General features: G+C 44.8%; 18 protein-coding genes. 13 read left to right on the forward strand and 5 right to left on the reverse strand.

Annotation, left to right across the window (positions count from 1 at the left end):
• The first annotated feature begins 193 nt into the window (after positions 1 to 193).
• Positions 194 to 2,659 (forward strand): acyl-CoA dehydrogenase FadE, encoded by a 2,466-nt coding sequence (gene fadE, locus GKR48_RS11735; protein WP_154628216.1) that lies wholly within the window; start codon positions 194 to 196, stop codon positions 2,657 to 2,659.
• A gap of 286 nt (positions 2,660 to 2,945) precedes the next feature.
• Here fadE and lysA read toward each other — a convergent pair whose 3' ends face one another.
• Positions 2,946 to 4,205, reverse strand: a complete 1,260-nt coding sequence (gene lysA, locus GKR48_RS11745; RefSeq protein WP_154628217.1) for a diaminopimelate decarboxylase — start codon at positions 4,203 to 4,205, stop codon at positions 2,946 to 2,948.
• 123 nt (positions 4,206 to 4,328) lie between these two features.
• Here lysA and GKR48_RS11750 point away from each other — a divergent pair, with 123 nt between their 5' ends.
• Positions 4,329 to 5,264: a LysR family transcriptional regulator gene (locus GKR48_RS11750; protein WP_154628218.1), complete on the forward strand. Its 936-nt coding sequence runs from the start codon at positions 4,329 to 4,331 to the stop codon at positions 5,262 to 5,264.
• Here GKR48_RS11750 and GKR48_RS11755 read toward each other — a convergent pair.
• Positions 5,244 to 6,158 carry a LysR family transcriptional regulator gene (locus GKR48_RS11755; protein WP_154628219.1) on the reverse strand — a complete coding sequence of 305 codons (915 nt, stop codon included), beginning with the start codon at positions 6,156 to 6,158 and terminating at the stop codon, positions 5,244 to 5,246. The genes GKR48_RS11750 and GKR48_RS11755 overlap by 21 nt on opposite strands.
• A gap of 125 nt (positions 6,159 to 6,283) precedes the next feature.
• Between GKR48_RS11755 and GKR48_RS11760 the strand changes: the two genes are divergently transcribed.
• Together GKR48_RS11760 and GKR48_RS11765 are read left to right on the forward strand one after the other, a co-directional pair.
• Positions 6,284 to 7,156: an MBL fold metallo-hydrolase gene (locus tag GKR48_RS11760; RefSeq protein WP_154628220.1), complete on the forward strand. Its 873-nt coding sequence runs from the start codon at positions 6,284 to 6,286 to the stop codon at positions 7,154 to 7,156.
• A 142-nt stretch (positions 7,157 to 7,298) separates the two neighbouring features.
• Positions 7,299 to 7,943: a DsbA family protein gene (locus GKR48_RS11765; protein ID WP_154628221.1), complete on the forward strand. Its 645-nt coding sequence runs from the start codon at positions 7,299 to 7,301 to the stop codon at positions 7,941 to 7,943.
• Here GKR48_RS11765 and GKR48_RS11770 read toward each other — a convergent pair.
• Complete coding sequence (locus GKR48_RS11770; RefSeq protein ID WP_154628222.1) at positions 7,936 to 8,613, reverse strand: prepilin peptidase; 678 nt, start codon at positions 8,611 to 8,613, stop codon at positions 7,936 to 7,938. The two genes, GKR48_RS11765 and GKR48_RS11770, sit on opposite strands and share 8 nt — an antisense overlap.
• Before the next feature lie 258 nt (positions 8,614 to 8,871).
• Between GKR48_RS11770 and rsmE the strand changes: the two genes are divergently transcribed.
• From rsmE to hemW, 9 genes are all read left to right on the forward strand, one after another.
• On the forward strand, positions 8,872 to 9,603 hold the full coding sequence (gene rsmE / locus GKR48_RS11775) for a 16S rRNA (uracil(1498)-N(3))-methyltransferase (RefSeq protein ID WP_154604537.1): 732 nt from the start codon (positions 8,872 to 8,874) through the stop codon (positions 9,601 to 9,603).
• A 9-nt stretch (positions 9,604 to 9,612) separates the two neighbouring features.
• Positions 9,613 to 10,560, forward strand: coding sequence for a glutathione synthase (gene gshB / locus GKR48_RS11780; RefSeq protein ID WP_154628223.1), 948 nt, complete (start codon positions 9,613 to 9,615; stop codon positions 10,558 to 10,560).
• 171 nt (positions 10,561 to 10,731) lie between these two features.
• Positions 10,732 to 11,295: a YqgE/AlgH family protein gene (locus tag GKR48_RS11785; protein WP_108479443.1), complete on the forward strand. Its 564-nt coding sequence runs from the start codon at positions 10,732 to 10,734 to the stop codon at positions 11,293 to 11,295.
• A complete protein-coding gene (ruvX, locus tag GKR48_RS11790; RefSeq protein ID WP_154628224.1) occupies positions 11,295 to 11,714 on the forward strand; it encodes a Holliday junction resolvase RuvX in 420 nt (139 codons plus the stop codon). Before GKR48_RS11785 ends, ruvX begins: the two co-directional genes overlap by 1 nt.
• Before the next feature lie 128 nt (positions 11,715 to 11,842).
• Positions 11,843 to 12,535, forward strand: coding sequence for a YggS family pyridoxal phosphate-dependent enzyme (locus tag GKR48_RS11795; protein WP_154628225.1), 693 nt, complete (start codon positions 11,843 to 11,845; stop codon positions 12,533 to 12,535).
• A 16-nt stretch (positions 12,536 to 12,551) separates the two neighbouring features.
• Positions 12,552 to 13,373 (forward strand): pyrroline-5-carboxylate reductase, encoded by an 822-nt coding sequence (gene proC, locus GKR48_RS11800; protein WP_154628226.1) that lies wholly within the window; start codon positions 12,552 to 12,554, stop codon positions 13,371 to 13,373.
• Positions 13,374 to 13,393: 20 nt separating this feature from the next.
• A complete protein-coding gene (locus GKR48_RS11805; RefSeq protein WP_154628227.1) occupies positions 13,394 to 13,978 on the forward strand; it encodes a YggT family protein in 585 nt (194 codons plus the stop codon).
• A 15-nt stretch (positions 13,979 to 13,993) separates the two neighbouring features.
• Positions 13,994 to 14,587: an RdgB/HAM1 family non-canonical purine NTP pyrophosphatase gene (gene rdgB, locus GKR48_RS11810; protein ID WP_154628228.1), complete on the forward strand. Its 594-nt coding sequence runs from the start codon at positions 13,994 to 13,996 to the stop codon at positions 14,585 to 14,587.
• On the forward strand, positions 14,580 to 15,719 hold the full coding sequence (gene hemW, locus GKR48_RS11815; RefSeq protein ID WP_154628229.1) for a radical SAM family heme chaperone HemW: 1,140 nt from the start codon (positions 14,580 to 14,582) through the stop codon (positions 15,717 to 15,719). Before rdgB ends, hemW begins: the two co-directional genes overlap by 8 nt.
• 95 nt (positions 15,720 to 15,814) lie before the next feature.
• Here the strand turns inward: hemW and GKR48_RS11820 are convergent, their stop codons facing one another.
• Both GKR48_RS11820 and GKR48_RS11825 read right to left on the reverse strand, forming a co-directional pair.
• On the reverse strand, positions 15,815 to 16,765 hold the full coding sequence (locus GKR48_RS11820) for a siderophore ABC transporter substrate-binding protein (protein WP_154604529.1): 951 nt from the start codon (positions 16,763 to 16,765) through the stop codon (positions 15,815 to 15,817).
• A 237-nt stretch (positions 16,766 to 17,002) separates the two neighbouring features.
• Positions 17,003 to 17,734 carry a DUF2884 domain-containing protein gene (locus GKR48_RS11825; RefSeq protein ID WP_154628230.1) on the reverse strand — a complete coding sequence of 244 codons (732 nt, stop codon included), beginning with the start codon at positions 17,732 to 17,734 and terminating at the stop codon, positions 17,003 to 17,005.
• Positions 17,735 to 17,765: the final 31 nt, after the last annotated feature.

Below are 17,765 nucleotides of genomic sequence, written 5' to 3' on the forward strand. Positions count from 1 at the left end.
CAATGCGCTTCTGCTCTGCGGCTAGCTAAAGACTGGTTATTTTTCATTCACCGTCCCTTTACAAAAAGGAACTGATGATTTTGTGAGCCAAGTTGTAATTAAGATGTAAATACCTTGCTAATTGTTTATTACCAGATATAGATTAATAAAACAAACAGGTCAGACCTCTTACAAGTAGACAGGAGCTTCAACTATGATCCTTCTCAGTATTGTTTTATTTATTGCGTTAATCGGCGTGCTGAGCTACCACAAAAGCTCACTCATTCTGAGCACCGTTATATTACTGGCTTATACCGCAGCCATGGGTGCTGCTAGTGTCTGGAGCTACTGGATGCTGTTACCCGTCGCTCTGGTTTTATTACCATTTGTCATCACACCAATTCGCCAATCTCTGTTTTCATCAAAAGCGATGACCCTGTTCCAGAAAGTGATGCCACCGATGTCTAGCACAGAAAAAGAAGCGATTGATGCTGGAACCACTTGGTGGGAAGGTGACCTGTTCCGTGGGGCACCAAATTGGAACAAACTTCATAATTACCCAAAACCACAACTCACCGCTGAAGAACAAGCTTTTATTGATGGCCCAGTGGAAACTGTTTGTGGCATGGTGAACGACTTTGAAGTCAGTCATGAACTCGCAGATTTACCACCAGAAGTCTGGCAATACCTACGCGATCACCGTTTCTTCGCGATGATCATCAAAAAAGAGTATGGCGGATTAGAATTTTCTGCGTACGCCCAATCTCAAGTTCTACAAAAATTAGCGGGTGTTTCCGGTATCCTTGCTATCACGGTGGGTGTTCCAAACTCATTAGGTCCAGGTGAATTACTGCAACATTATGGTACGGATGAGCAAAAGAATCGTTATTTACCGGGCTTAGCTACTGGTGAAGAGATCCCTTGTTTTGCATTAACCAGTCCAGAAGCAGGCTCTGATGCTGGAGCGATTCCTGATGCCGGCGTTGTTTGCATGGGCGAGTGGCAAGGTGAACAAGTCTTAGGTATGCGCCTGACTTGGAACAAACGCTACATTACCCTTGCGCCAATCGCGACGGTATTAGGCTTAGCCTTTAAATTAACTGACCCAGAGAAACTACTGGGCGGCGAGAAAAACCTCGGTATTACTTGTGCATTGATCCCAACGAATACCCCTGGTGTTGAGATTGGTCACCGCCACTTTCCGCTGAACATTCCATTTATGAATGGCCCAACCCGCGGAAAAGATATTTTCGTGCCTATCGATTACATCATCGGTGGTCCACAAATGGCAGGTCAAGGTTGGAGAATGCTGGTGGAATGCCTGTCTGTTGGACGCGGGATCACCTTACCATCCAACTCAACAGGTAGCTTGAAGAGTGTAGCAATGGCAACGGGTGCTTATGCTTATATTCGTCGTCAATTCAAACTTCCTATAGGCAAAATGGAAGGTATTGAAGAGCCTCTAGCCCGTATTGCTGGCAACGCCTATTTAATGGACGCCGCAGCAACCTTAATTACCTCCGGCATTATGTTGGGCGAAAAACCAGCGGTGCTTTCCGCCATCGTGAAATATCACTGTACTCACCGTGGCCAGCGCTCAATTATCGATGCAATGGATATCACTGGCGGTAAAGGTATCTGTTTAGGAAGTTCTAACTTCGTTGCCAGATCCTACCAAGGCGCACCTATCGCCATTACCGTTGAAGGTGCCAATATTCTGACTCGTAGCATGATTATCTTTGGACAAGGTGCCATCCGTTGCCATCCTTATGTGCTTGATGAAATGGCAGCAGCCCAAGATAATAACCTAAACAAATTTGATAAAGCGGTATTCGGTCATATTGGTCATGTGATCAGTAATAAGTGCCGCAGTTTCTGGTTAGGTTTAACCAATGGGCGTGGCAGCAGCGCACCAACTAAAGATGAAACTCGCCGTTATTACCAAATGCTTAACCGCCAAAGTGCTAACTTAGCCCTGCTCTCTGATGTGTCTATGGGTGTTCTTGGTGGTAGCTTAAAACGCCGTGAGCGTATCTCCGCTCGTCTTGGGGATATTCTGAGTCATCTGTATCTAGCTTCTGCAACCTTGAAACGTTATGAAGATGAAGGTCGCCAAAAAGCGGATTTACCGCTGGTGAAATGGGCTGTTGAAGATTGTCTGTATCAATCAGAAAAAGCGATGGACGACCTACTGAAAAACTTCCCAAATCGCTTTGTTGCTGGTGCATTACGCATCGTGTTGTTCCCGACAGGCCGTGCAATGTCGATGCCATCTGACCGACTGGATCACAAACTAGCACAGCTGATGATGGAGCCATCAGAAACACGCGACAGAATTGGACGTGGTCAATTCCTAACCCCTGTGGAGAACAACCCGCACGGTTTAGTGAACCAAGCACTGTATGACATTATTGCTGCAGAGCCAATTTTCGAACGTATCTGCCGCTTAAAAGAGCGTAAATTCAGCTTCACGCGTTTGGATAAGTTAGCTGATCAAATGTTGCCAGAAAACATTATCACCCAAGAAGAAGCTGACATTTTACGTAAAGCCGAAGCCAGCCGCTTACGTACGATTAATGTCGACGAATTTGATTTCGACGATTTAGGTGTGATTCCATCAAAAAAGCCACACACTGAGTCAGAGGATGAATCTCAGTCGAAAAAGAAAAAAGCGGCATAATTAATCTAACGCGCTAAAAATTGTCACCGTACTAAAAACAACAAGGGAGCCAATGGCTCCCTTGTTTATTTTGGTTAGTCGTTCGTCATGCATAATATATTTCCCTTTGATTTTAAGACTAACGTGATAACTTCATTGTATCTTTAAGATTTTTTAGGCAAATCTTCCCACCTTTTTTAGCCCCAAAATCAAAATAATATTTCATTTTCTCAATATCCTTCCCTTCACCATCATCATTAAAATAATAAATATAACCAATATCAAATATCAAATAACCAAATTTAATTTACAGTTCTAAGGCCAATAACTCTTGGATAGTTTGACGGCGACGAATCAGCGTTGGTTTTCCGTGAATAAACAGCACTTCAGGCAACAATGGACGGCTATTATAGTTCGATGACATCGATGCGCCGTAAGCCCCTGTGTCATGGAAAACTAAATAATCCCCAACGTTGACTGCTGGCAGTAAGCGGGTTTCCACCATTCCACCTTCTAGCTGGGTAAAGACATCCCCAGATTCACACAATGGCCCCGCTACAATGGTCTCTTTTAATGACTGACTGTCAACGCTGCTGCCATCTGCTGGTAATACCGAAATATGGTGATAACTGCCATACATTGCAGGGCGCATTAAATCGTTAAAACCGCTATCCACCAGCACATAATGGCGGCTGCCCATATCTTTAACTGCACGCACTTGCGCCAATAAAACACCGGATTCCGCCACTAAATAACGCCCCGGCTCAATTTCTAATTCAATAGAGTGACCTAAGTACTGCGCGATACGCTGACGCGCGTTATCCCACAGGCTGTAATAGTGCTGAACATTAATGATTTCATCATGCTCACGATAAGGCGTTGATAGACCACCACCCGCCGAAATAGCCTCAATATCCACGCCCGCAGACATCACCAGCTCCACCATAGAATCACACACATTGGCAAGATGCTGGTAGTCAACACCGGAGCCAATGTGCATGTGAATGCCTACTAACTTTAGGTTGTACTGCTGGATTTTCGCTAATGCTTCCGGTAAATCTTGATGCCAAATTCCGTGCTTGCTGTTCTCTCCACCCGTATTGGTTTTTTGGCTATGACCATGCCCAAAACCCGGATTGATACGCAGCCAAACTGGATGACCAGCTTTATATTCACCAATTTGTTGCAACATATCGATAGAGCCCGCATTCACCGGAATATCTAACTCTGTCACTTTCAGCAACGTGGCTGGATCGAGCACATCCGCCGTAAACACGATTTCCGATTTTTCACGACCCGGCTGAAAGCCCGCCACTAATGCACGCTCAATTTCACCCAATGACACCGAATCCACTTTCACGCCCTGCTCACGCATCAAACGCAAAATATGAATGTTGGAACAAGCTTTTTGAGCAAAACGGACGGTATCGAACACTTTTAATTGCCCAATACGGTCAATAATCACTTCACTATCATACACCCAGACAGGCGTACCAAACTGCGTAGGCAGTGTACGTAAATGTTCAGGGGTTAAATACTGGCTGGTGGTGTTGGCGAATGTGGTCATCGGAACCTCGTTGGCAAGTTTTATTATAGTAAGTTCGATTATTAGACGAATAAGACGGGAAAAAAAATATCCTTTTTGCTAGAGTCTATTCATATCTGATATATAAATACGAGAGGAGCAATCATGCAGGCTATTTCTTGGCGACATATTGAAATTTTTCGTGCGGTAATGACCACGCCCAACCTCACGGAAGCGGCTTCATTGCTAAATACCTCCCAGCCAACCATCAGCCGAGAACTGGCGCGACTCGAGCATTTATTACAATTTAAATTATTCGATAGGGTCAAAGGTCGCCTACACCCCACGGCGCAAGGCTTGCGTTTCCATGAAGAAGTCGAACACTCCTATTATGGTTTGGAGCGTATTCGCAACTCTGCAGAAACTATTCGCCGCTTTGAACACGCTCAAATTTCCATTGCCTGCTTACCTGCTTTCGCACAATCTTTGTTACCGCAAGTTTGCCAAGCCTTTATGCAAAATTACCCAGAAGTGAACTTAACTGTGATCCCGCAAGAATCCCCCGTATTAGAAGAGTGGCTATCCGCCCAGCGTTATGATTTGGGGCTAACTGAGCACTTACAAACTCCGCCGGGCACGGAACAACTGACATTAGGTTCATTAAATGAAGTTTGTGTAATACCCGCAGGGCACCCTTTCGAGCAGAAAAAAGTCCTCACTCCACAAGATTTTCATCAACAGCGTTTTATTAGCCTCTCTCTCACAGATAGCTATCGGCAAATCATTGATACCACCTTTGCCGAGCATCAAGTGGAGCGCAAAATGGTGATGGAAACCCACTCCGCTTCCTCTATTTGCGCCATGACCTTGAAAGGAATTGGGGTCTCTATCGTCAACCCCCTGACTGCATTGGATTTTTATCAACAATCAGCAGGTAAGCTGGTGATCCGTCCACTTAGTTTTTCTATCCCATTTACCGTTAGCTTAATTACGCCGAATCACCGCCCATCTTCGCAGATCACCCATATTTTCACTGAGCATTTGCAACGTACCTTTACACAACTAGAGCATGACCTCGCCTTAGCGCTGCGACATCAATGAGAGCCAGTGAGGTGAGGTTTTAAACCAATTAGCAAGGAAGTCGATCACGGCACGTAATGTCGTTGGCATATGCTGCCGGCTGGTATAGACCCCATAAATACCAAGGGGCATCGGCGTGTAATCTGGTAACAACTGAACCAACTCCCCCGATTGTAAATAGCTCGCAACAGAATAGTAAGGCTGCATCGCGATGCCCGCGCCATTAAGTGTCGCTTCCATTAAAAATACGGATTCATTGGCGCTGAGTCGACCATCCACCAGCACAGTCGAGGTTTTTCCCGCCTTTTCAAAGCTCCACATACTACGCCCAAAAAAGCTGTAAGTGAGGCACTCCATCAGAGCCAAATCTTCAGGTTTGGTGGGTAAATTTTTGCCTTGTAGAAATTTCGGCGAAGCACAAATTACGGAATGGCAGGTTGATAGCGGCTTGGCAATTAAATTCGGTTCTAACTGATTGGTAATGCGGATAGCCAGATCGATACGCTCCTCGATTAAATTCACCGATTTATTCGAAATCTGCATATCAATCATCATATTAGGATAAGTTTGTAAGAACTCAGAAATCGCTAGAGACAACGCACTTTGAGCGATGGATTGAGAGCAACTAATCCTCACCAAGCCCGCTAGCTCTTTCGTATCATGCTTTTGCTCAACCGGAACGCTTAAAGAGAGTGCATTCAACTGCAATGATTGCTGATAAACCCCTTCCCCCGCTGACGTTAAACTTAAGCGCCGTGTGGTACGGTTAAGCAAACGTACCCCCGCCCACTGCTCCATTTCAGCCAAATAGCGCGTCACCATCGCACGGGACATATCCAATTTATCTGCCGCACCGCTGAGGCTACCTTGTTCTACAATAGTAATAAACACCTGTACTGCTTTGAGTCTATCCATATCATTTGACCGATTTATGCAACAAATATGACCTTATTATGGTGTTTTTCTCACCTTAATTGCAATTTAATATACACACCAAGCCGAATCAGGCACACAACATCACTCAACATTAGGATAGAAAAATGAAATTATCGACTGTATTAACTGCAACCGCATTTGCCACTGCCACTCACTTTGCTCAAGCGGCGAACTTAACCTTAGATGTTTATAACCCAGGCAATAACAGTGTGTTTCCCGTTTCCTCTGAAATTATCAGTGGCGATAAAGAAGTGGTATTGATTGACGCTCAGTTTCAAAATAATGACGCCCAGCAGTTAGTCGATAAAATCAAAAAACTGGATAAAAAACTGACCACCATTTATATCAGCCATTCTGATCCAGACTACTATTTTGGTTTAGAAACACTGACTAAAGCCTTTCCTGATGCCAAAGTGGTTGCGACTCAACAAACCGTTGATGCGATTAACTCCACTAAAGATGGCAAACTGGCTTACTGGGGCGGCGTCTTAAAAAATGAAGCACCAAGTAAAGTTATCGTACCTGAAGTTATCAAAACTAATCACTTCACTGTAGATGGCGAAACGTTAGAAATTAAAGGGTTAGATGGCGCATCTCCAGACAGAAGCTACGTTTGGGTGCCTTCACTCAAAGCCGTTGTAGGTGGCGTTGTCGTTTCTGACAATATCCACGTTTGGGTTGCCGACACTCAGACTCCGCAATCGCGCCAAAATTGGCAACAAACGTTAGAAAGCATCAAAGCGCTGAAACCAAGCGTGGTTGTTCCAGGACACTTTACGGGTAAATCCAAAATGGATCTGGCAAGCGTGACCTTTACCCAAAAATATTTAACTGACTTTGAGAAAGCGAACAGCCAGAGTAAAGATTCCGCAGAACTTATTCAGAAAATGGAAGCTCGCTACCCAAGCTTGGATGACAAATCAAGCTTAGAGTTAAGCGCTAAAGTGGTGAAAGGCGAAATGCAGTGGCCGCAATAAGCCGCAGCTCAATATAAAGACAGTTAATGACGGAGATAGCGACTATTAACCCGCTATTTTCCGTTAGCTTGTTTTTTTAACGACTGGCTTTTCAGCGATTCGAATAGAATGATAAAACAAATAATTAGAGAGAATAAAAACCATGAACACAATTACCCTACATTATATTTATGACCCTTACTGTGGCTGGTGTTATGCCGCTGCGCCGTTAATCGCCATTGCCGCTAATCACCCCAATATTCACTTAGAATTGCACGGTGGCGGAATGCTTGCTGGCAATGCACGCCTGCATCTTGACGACCAATTCCGTCAATATATTTTGCAATCAGATAAACGCATTGCTGCCATGACGGGGCAAGTTTTTGGTGATGACTACATCGCAATGCTGCACCAGCCAAATGTAGTGATGGACTCAACGCCACCACAAACCGCTATTTTAGCGGCAACAAAACAAGGAAAAGGCGTTGAAATGCTTAAAGCTTTGCAAAAAGCACATTACATTTCTGGTCGCCAGATTAAACAGCCCGAAGTCTTAGCGGAAGTGGCGCAAGAAATTGGTTTGAATATTGAGCAGTTCCAAAAAGATTATGCCCAATGCGCGCAAACTGAAACAGACGCTCATATTGCTCAAAGTAAGCAATTGCTCGGCCAATCCGGTGCGTCTGGCTTTCCAACGCTGTTAATCGAACAGCAAGGCAAATGGCTGCGCGTACCACTGCAAAACTACCTTGGCGACCCCGCAAAATGGCAACAATTTTTAGACTCGCTGGTGAAAGCCGCTAATTAGGATACCAGCTAAACATCAGCCAAAAACTGGCGCTACAAATAATGGCAGGACCAAACGGAATACTCTTCACTAATTTATGTTTGCCTTGCCATTCCTGTTTTTCTCGCCATGCGCGCCAAAGAAAATGCAGTAAACCTAAGCTTGCTGCAAGCCCAAGAAAATAGGGAAGATAGAATAGACCGAGCCAAGTCGCACACGCGGCAATTAATTTAAAATCCCCTCGTCCCATTTGCGGACGCCGACGAATTTTTTCCACCAACGTCGTGATAACCACTAGCCCAACATAACTAAAGATCAGTGCATAAATAGCGGATAACAGATTTCCCGCTGGCATTATCCATTGAAATAACAGACCCAAAACGAGTAAGGGATAATTGAGAACATTCGGTAAATAGCCCGTTTTTAGGTCTATTACCCCTAACGGAATAACCAAATTAAAAAACAGAAATAATACAGAGATAACGAAAAGTGGATAACCAAGGAGCGCAATCATCGCTCCCAATACCCAATAACCTATCCATACCCGATTCACGTTAATGGTAATACTCGGTAAATCAAAATAGCGGGCAGGAATTTCCCTCAGTAACAGAGTTGTCAGCCACGATGACAAGAGGGACAATAGTGTGACTAACGATATAGGTATTAAAAATCCATTTACGGCATCAATCATGGTGTTCTCCTTTTCCATGAGCGGTAAAGACAAGGCTTACTATACGGTGCTGGGCGCAGAAACCAACACTATAATTTCGTCGTTTTGAGTCGGTTTTATCGACAAATTTAGCGTCGATATGAGAGTGTGAAATGCAAGGCACAGACGAGCTAAAAAATCCCTCTTTTTAGTTATAAACTCAGACCGTCCTCTTGTTTTTCGAGATTCAGCCCCCATATCCTGCATCAGTTATCTTAATTATTGGACTAAGGAAAAATCATGCGCGTTCCACGCATTTATCACCCAGAGCCACTTCAAATTAATACCACCATTTCGCTTTGTGATGATGCAGCTAACCATGTGGGTCGAGTTCTTCGCATGACAGCCGGACAGCAGCTAGAATTGTTTGATGGAAGCAATCACACATTCCGCGCTGAAATTACCGAAGCAACGAAAAAAAATGTGTTTGTGACTATCCAAGACTGCACATTGGATGACCGTGAATCCCCCTTAGATATCCACCTTGGGCAAGTAATGTCCCGCGGTGAAAAAATGGAATTCACTATTCAAAAATCTGTGGAACTTGGCGTCAACACAATCACGCCACTACTTTCAGAACGTTGTGGCGTACGCCTGGATGGCGAACGTTTAGAGAAAAAATTACAACAGTGGCAAAAAATTGCCATTGCTGCCTGTGAGCAAAGTGGTCGCAACCGCATCCCTGAAATCCGCCCTGTTCAATCTCTTGAAGCGTGGTGTGCAGAAAATGACGGCGCGTTTAAAATTAATTTACACCCTCGGGCAAGTGAGAGCATCAACACGCTCCCCGCTGATTTAAAGCACGTAAGATTGCTGATAGGCCCAGAAGGCGGCTTATCCGCTGATGAAATTGCCATGACAGCCAATTATCAATTTACTGATATCCTGTTAGGGCCACGAGTATTACGAACAGAAACGACCGCGCTAACCGCTATAACGGCATTACAAGTGCGTTTAGGTGACTTGGGTTAAGGAGATAAAATGATCAAGCTTGGCATAGTAATGGATCCTATTTCATCCATTAAAATCAAAAAAGACACCAGTTTTGCAATGATGCTGGAAGCTGCACGCCGCGGTTATGAAATCCATTATATGGAAATGAACGACCTGTACCTGCACCAAGGTGAAGCCCGTGCGACCACAAAGATTGTGACGGTCGAAGAGAACCCAACCAAATGGTATGAGTTTCACTCAGAACAAGATATCGCTCTGAGCGACCTTGACGCCATTTTAATGCGTAAAGATCCGCCATTTGATACTGAATATATCTACGCGACTTACATTCTTGAGCGCGCAGAACAAGCGGGCTGCTTGATTGTCAACAAGCCACAAAGCCTACGTGACTGTAACGAAAAGCTGTTTACGGCATGGTTCCCTGAGTTAACTCCAGATACCTTAGTCACTCGTAGCTCTGAAAAACTGCGTGAATTCCATAAAAAACACGGCGACGTGATTTTTAAACCGTTGGACGGTATGGGCGGCGCCTCTATTTTCCGTTTGAAAAAAGAAGACCCGAACGTTGGCGTTATTATTGAAACATTAACCGAGCACAATTCCCGTTATTGCATGGCGCAAAACTTCTTACCTGCCATTAAAGAGGGTGACAAACGTGTGCTGGTGGTGGACGGTGAACCTGTGCCATATTGCCTTGCGCGTATTCCTGCACAAGGGGAAACCCGTGGAAACCTCGCAGCGGGTGGCCGTGGTGAAGCCCGCCCATTAACAGAAAGTGACTGGGCGATTGCTCGCGCTGTCGCACCGACCTTAAAAGAAAAAGGTCTGATTTTCGTGGGTCTGGATATTATCGGTGATCGCTTGACTGAAATTAACGTCACAAGCCCAACCTGCGCCCGTGAAATTGAAGCTGCATTTGATATCTCCATCACCGGTATGTTGATGGATGCGATTGAGCGCCGCCTGAAAAAATAGTCTTTATGAAAAATAGTATCTGTTAACAGATACGTCTCAAAAAGGCAGCCTTTCGAGGTTGCCTTTGGCGTTATTTTTTTAGCCCATAATTTTTGTTTTAAGCCATAGTTTTTGTTTTAATCCATAATGTTATCTCAACGAATAGGAACATAACCCCTGAGCTTGCCATTTATGAACTTACAGAATCATTTTTTAATTGCCATGCCTTCACTGACGGATCCCTATTTCGACCATTCCGTGGTGTATATCTGCGAACATAATGAAAATGGTGCGATGGGCCTCGTGATCAACAAGCCTATTGAGGATTTTTCTGTCGCGACCATGCTGAAAAAGCTCGAAATTGACGTGTCTGACAATACCAATACGCGCAATCTTGAAAAAATGGTGATTGCGGGTGGCCCTGTTTCTGAAGAGCACGGGTTTATTATCCATACCCCTGTTGCGGGTTATGCAGCAAGTTTGCGCCTCAATGACCATGTCATGGTAACAACCTCTAAAGATATTTTAGAGACATTAGGCAGTGAGCAGCATCCCATGAATTCTTTAGTCACGCTCGGTTATTCAAGCTGGGAACCCGGGCAGTTAGAAAATGAAATCATGGAAAATAGCTGGTTGACCGTTAAAGCCGATCCTAAACTGATTTTTGATACGCCGTTAAACGAACGCTGGAAAGCCGCAGGCAACCTTTTAGGCATCGACATCCATAATATCTCCATGCAAGCGGGGCACGCTTAATGTCAGCAAGAACTCTATTAGCGTTTGATTTTGGGACGAAAAGTATTGGCGTCGCTGTCGGTCAAGAGATCACTGGTACCGCGCGTGCGTTAGCCTCATTAAAAGCCAGCGATGGCCGACCCGACTGGTCACAAATTGAAAAATTGCTCAAAGAGTGGCAGCCGCAGCTCGTGATCGTCGGGCTTCCTTTAAATATGGATGGCACTGAGCAGCTCGTCACTAGCCAAGCACGTAATTTTGCCAATCGCATTCACGGACGCTTTGGTGTGCAGGTTCAACTACATGATGAAAGGCTGTCTACCGTAGAGGCGAAATCGGGGCTGTTTGAGCAAGGTGGCTATCGCGCACTGAGTAAAGGCAAAGTGGATTCTGCCTCTGCGGTGGTGATTTTAGAAAGTTGGTTTGAACAAAATTTCTAAAAGGCGCATCTTTACGTTTATTTTCCCCATTCAGTTGCTGCAAAGGTGCCGTTCGCCCTTAATATGTTTTACACTAGGGCTAATTCTCACTATTCACCGAAAGCAACTGAAAAACGGTATTGAATAACATGACCATTCAAAAAAACCTATCTGATGTCACTGAGCGTATTCATCTTGCTGCAACCGAGTGTCACCGCTCCCCTCAAGATATTACCCTGTTAGCTGTGAGTAAAACCAAACCTTGTGAAGCCATTATGGAAGCTATCGAGGCAGGTCAATGCCAATTTGGTGAAAACTATGTGCAAGAAGGCGTTGAGAAAATCCAGCACTTTGCAGAAAGAACCGACCTAATTTGGCACTTTATTGGTCCACTACAGTCCAATAAAAGCCGCTTAGTGGCAGAACATTTTGATTGGTTCCATACTTTAGATCGCGTCAAAATCGCTCAACGTTTAAATGAGCAGCGCCCTCAAGATAAAGCGCCGCTAAATGTGCTGATCCAAATTAATATTAGTGATGAAAACAGCAAATCGGGGATCCCCCTCGAGGAAGTAAATGAACTTGCTGCTCAAGTCGCCCAATTCCCCAATTTAGTGTTGCGTGGGTTAATGACCATTCCAGCCCCAGAAACCGATTATGAGCGCCAATGTGCAGCGTTTCGCCAAATGGAACAGGCATTCGAGCAATTGAAAGCTAACTACCCGACTGTGGACACTTTATCCATGGGGATGACCGACGATATGCGCGCTGCTATCCACTGCGGATCAACACTTGTTCGCATCGGTACCGCCATTTTTGGTGCCCGTCAGTACCATAATTAATCTTTAGGAGAACAACATGCAACATCGCAAAATTGCCTTTATTGGCGCGGGAAATATGGCAAATGCCATTATTGCGGGTCTTGTGGCTCATGGCTATCCTGCATCGATGATCACCGTCTGTTCACCAACCCCTGTACGCCGTGACAAAATGGCGCAAGATTACGGCATCATTAGCACCAATGATAATCTCACCGCCGCCCAACAAGCGGACGTGATTGTGCTTGCCGTCAAACCGCAAATGATGAAAGACGTTTGTGAGCCTCTTCAACAACTCACAAACTTAGAAAATAAGCTGATATTAACCATCGCTGCCGGTATTCCTGCGGCTCGTTATAATGACTATTTTGCCCATTCACTGCGTTTAGTGCGCATTATGCCAAACACGCCGTCACTGGTTGGTAAAGGTGTTAGTGGCTTGTTTGCACAGTCCAACGTCTCTGAAGATGATAAACAATTTACTCAGCAATTGATGGAAAGCGTCGGTTCAACAACCTGGTGCGCCAAAGAGAGCGAAATCAACAATATCATTGCGTTAACCGGTAGCTCCCCCGCTTACTTTTTCCTGTTTATGGAATCCATGCAGCAAAAAGCCGAGCAGCTTGGCTATGATGAAAAACAAGCCCGCGAATTGGTTCTTAATGCCATTGAGGGCTCCGTGGCGTTAGCGAAATCACAAGGGGACACCCCATTTTCAACCTTGCGTGAGCAAGTCACCTCTAAAGGCGGTACCACCGCAATGGCTTTAGAGCAATTTTACCAAGGTCATCTACCGCAAACTGTCGCCAATGCTATGCAAAGCGCGATTGACCGTGCGGAAGAAATGGAAAAACTTTTTTAATTTATTTTTTGGGATAAGCCATGCAGACTATCGTTTTTGTTGTTACCACCCTGATCCAACTGTACATCTTTGTGCTTCTGCTCAGAGTATGGATGCAATGCGTTCACGCCGATTTCTATAACCCATTCTCACAGTTTGTGGTTAAAGCCACTCAACCTATCGTGGGGCCTTTACGTCGCCTAATTCCATCTGTTGGCTCTATTGATACCGCGACTCTGCTGGTGGCGTTTGTACTAGCAATTGCTGACATTATCTTTGGTATGTGGGCGACCAATATGCTGCCAGCCATCGGTCTGACCTTACTGCCAATGGGATTAATTCTCTTACTGACTTATATCGGTAAATTGATTTTCTGGATGATCTTAATTCGCGCCATTTTAAGCTGGGTCAGTCAAGGCCGTAACCCTGTCGATTATTTACTTTTCCAATTAACTGAACCGTTAATGGCACCGATTCGTCGCATTATTCCAGCCATGGGCGGGTTAGACTTCTCTGCGATGATTGTGATGTTTATTTTGATCGCTCTGAACTACTTACGCGTCGATATCTCTTTAATGATTGACCCTGCGTTAACCGCCATGCTGTTCTCTGTCGGCATTATGTAAGGGAAGATAGAAACAATGCAAAAAGTTGTATTAGCCACAGGTAACCCGGGCAAAGTTAATGAATTAGCGGATTTACTTCGCGAGTTCGGTATGGATATCGTCGCTCAAACCAGCCTTGGGGTTGAGTCCGCAGAAGAGACCGGATTAACCTTTATCGAGAACGCAATTTTAAAAGCCCGCCATGCCGCGGCACAAACAGGTTTACCCGCCATCGCCGATGATTCCGGTATTTCTGTGGATGCATTAGGTGGCGCGCCGGGAATTTACTCTGCACGTTATGCGGGTGAAGATGCTACCGACCAACAAAATCTCGATAAGCTTCTCGATGCCATGAAAGATGTGCCTGATGACCAGCGCCAAGCGCAATTTAACTGTGTGCTGGTTTACCTGCGTCATGCCGAAGATCCGACGCCATTAGTGTTTCATGGTCGCTGGCACGGAGTATTAACCCGTGAAGCAAAAGGGCAAGGTGGTTTTGGCTATGACCCAATTTTCTACGTGCCAGAATTAGGCTGCACTTCTGCAGAACTGACTAAAGCCGAAAAACAAGCGGTATCACACCGCGGTAAAGCCCTTGCGATGATGTTGGATGCCCTAAAAAATGCTTAAGCTTCCTCCATTAAGCTTGTATATCCATATTCCTTGGTGTGTACAAAAGTGCCCGTATTGTGATTTCAACTCGCATACTCTTAAGGGGGAAATTCCCCAAACTGAGTATGTTGAGCATTTGCTTAGCGATCTGGATAAAGACGCCGAACTGATTGGCGACCGCCCCGTTAAAACTATCTTTATTGGTGGCGGTACACCGAGCTTATTAACCGCTGAATCCATGCAAATGTTGATGGATGGCGTTCGTAAGCGCGTGAATTTAGCCCCCGATGCTGAAGTGACTATGGAAGCCAACCCCGGCACAGTGGAAGCTGACCGTTTTGCAGGCTACCAAGCAGCAGGTATCAACCGTATCTCCATCGGTGTACAAAGCTTCGGAGACGACAAACTGATCATGTTAGGGCGTATTCATGGCCCTAGTGAAGCTAAACGTGCCGCTCTGCTCGCCACCAACTTAAATCTACGCAGTTTTAATTTGGATTTAATGCACGGCTTACCGTCACAAACTCGCGAAGAAGGGCTGTCGGATTTACGCCAAGCTATCGAACTCTCTCCACCGCATCTTTCTTGGTATCAGCTCACCATTGAGCCGAACACGCAGTTTGGCTCTCGCCCGCCGCGTTTGCCGGATGACGATACCCTATGGGATATCTACACCGAAGGGCATAAATTACTGACGGCGGCAGGCTATCAGCAATATGAAACCTCCGCCTATGCCAAAGCGGGTTATCAGTGCGAACATAATCTCAATTATTGGCGTTTTGGAGATTACCTCGGTATTGGCTGTGGAGCTCACGGTAAAATCACCTCAACCGATGGGCAGATTTTACGTACCGTCAAAACCAAGCATCCGCGAGGTTATATGGAAGGTCGTTATCTTGATAATCAATATAATGTCGAGAACGAAGACCGCCCATTCGAATATTTTATGAACCGTTTCCGGTTACTTGAAGCGATGCCTCGCCGTGAATTTACTGAATATACCGGTCTGGCAGAATCTGTGGTTCGCCCCGCTATCGATGAAGCCTTAGCCAAAGGTTATATCTCAGAAACCGCTGATGAATGGCAAATAACCGAACATGGAAAGTTATTCTTAAACTCCCTACTGGAGCTATTTTTAGGGGAAGAGTGATTTATATTTTCCCATAAAAAAGCCAGCTTTCGCTGGCTTTTTCTTTTACTAAACGTAATAAACAAAGGTAATAAACGAAAATAACAATCTACCGATTACAGTGCTTTGGTGACTGCATCGATTTGCTCGGTGAGACTGACTAAACCGCCACCGGAGAGATACCACAAGTCAGATTGCAAATAGGTGATTTTGCCATCTTTATAGGCTTTGGTTTCTTGGATATTTTGGTCTTCAAATACCGTTTTTTCTAATTTCCCTGCGCCAATCGCTTCACTACGATCGACAATCAAAATCACGTCAGGGTTCGCTTGTGCGATAGTTTTTGTATCCACCACACGACGTTTGGATTTATCAGCATCCGCTTGAACAGGTAATTCAGCACGTTGTGCTTTTACCACATCGTAAACAACCGCTTGGTTATTTGGGATTAATTTGCCGTCATTGTGCAATAAAACCAGCACTTTTTTATTGGATGCAGCCGCTTTTTTCTGAGCTTCTGCAATGGTTTTATCCAACTGAGCCAGTTGCTCGTCTACCGCTTTCTGGTCACCGTATAAATCGCCAATTAAACGAATGTTGGCTTTTACTGACTCAACATAATTTTTGCTGTCAGAGCCTAAATTCAGCGTCGGAGCAATTTTTGATAATGCGTCGTAAGATTTACCTTGGCGACCTGTAATCACGATTAAATCGGGTTTCAACGCGGCGATTTCAGCTAAGTTTGGTTCTTTCATGCCGCCTGCATTTTTGACTGTCGCAGGGATGCCAGCTTTCACATAAGCAGGTGCATTACCCATCGGCAGAGCGACAACCTTGTCCCCTAACCCCAGTTTTTGCATTGAGTCATAAATACCGAAGTCAAACAGAACCACTTTCTGAGGTTTTTTCACCACTTCCGTTTCGCCGGAAAGGTGTTTAACCGTGACTTTTTCAGCACCTTGTGCAGTGATTGCGTTTGGCGTAAATGCAGCAGATTCAGCACTCAGTGCGTAAGGTGCGGAGAATGACAGGATGGAAACTAGTACCGCTGGAATAAACTTTTTCATATGAATAACACCCATTTAGTCGTTAAGCCAAACCTGCATTCTAAGGAGAGTTACTCATAAGTCAATCAAATGATAATGATTCTTAGTGTTGTTTTTATTTATGTTAATGCCGTCATGATTTGTATGGTATGCCGGTATGGTTTGATGAGGCTTTTAATGCAAAAGGCAGTAATCGGTTTCCCTATTACTGCCCTTCATTACCGATAATAACGTTGATAACTGACCAAACTACCTGAATTATTTACCGTTAATTGAATTCAGTAAGCTAATGCGTTGCTGCTCCAATGAGGTGACTTTAGTACAGACTTGCTGACCAAACTGCTGGAAGCTATTTTCTTGGTTTTTCCATTCGCTATCAATTTCTTGCTGTAACCCACCGAGGCTACCTAGCATACCTTGCAGCATTTTGTTGGTATCACCGCCAGCAAGTAACTGTTTGCGCCCCATCTCATTGATACTGTCTTGTAAAATCCCACCTAAACTTTCATTGACTAATTCACGCCCTGACGTTTCCACTTTCTTGATACCTTCGTGGTGGAAAACGTAGCCGTTTGAACGAGTTTCAATGATTTGGTTAATTTGACCGTTTAAATCTTTTTCAAGTTTAGTCAGGCGGTTACGAATATTACTATCGCTACCAATCACCTTAACCACCACTTTATCGAGAGATTTACGTGATGCCGCTAATTTCTCTTCAGATTCTTTCTTGATCCACGGTAAATCCTGACGTATATCTGATTGATAACGCAATGCTTTCTGCTGTTGTTCAGAGGTCAGTGCAACCTTTTGACCATTCAGTGTCACATCACCGCTTGGGGTGATTTTTAAATCGCCACTGCGACCGACGACTTGAACATGTTCAGGCGTCATAAAAATGTCGTCTTTAGGGGTTACCGAGCAGTTATAATCCGCCGCTTGGCTGGTGGCACAGGCCAGTAATGAAAACGCAATTAAAGTACGGCGTAACATAAAATCTCCTCGTCGATTACCTCTAGATTGG

This window comes from Providencia sp. wls1943 (assembly GCF_009706275.1).
Classification (GTDB): Bacteria; Pseudomonadota; Gammaproteobacteria; order Enterobacterales; family Enterobacteriaceae; genus Providencia; species Providencia zhijiangensis.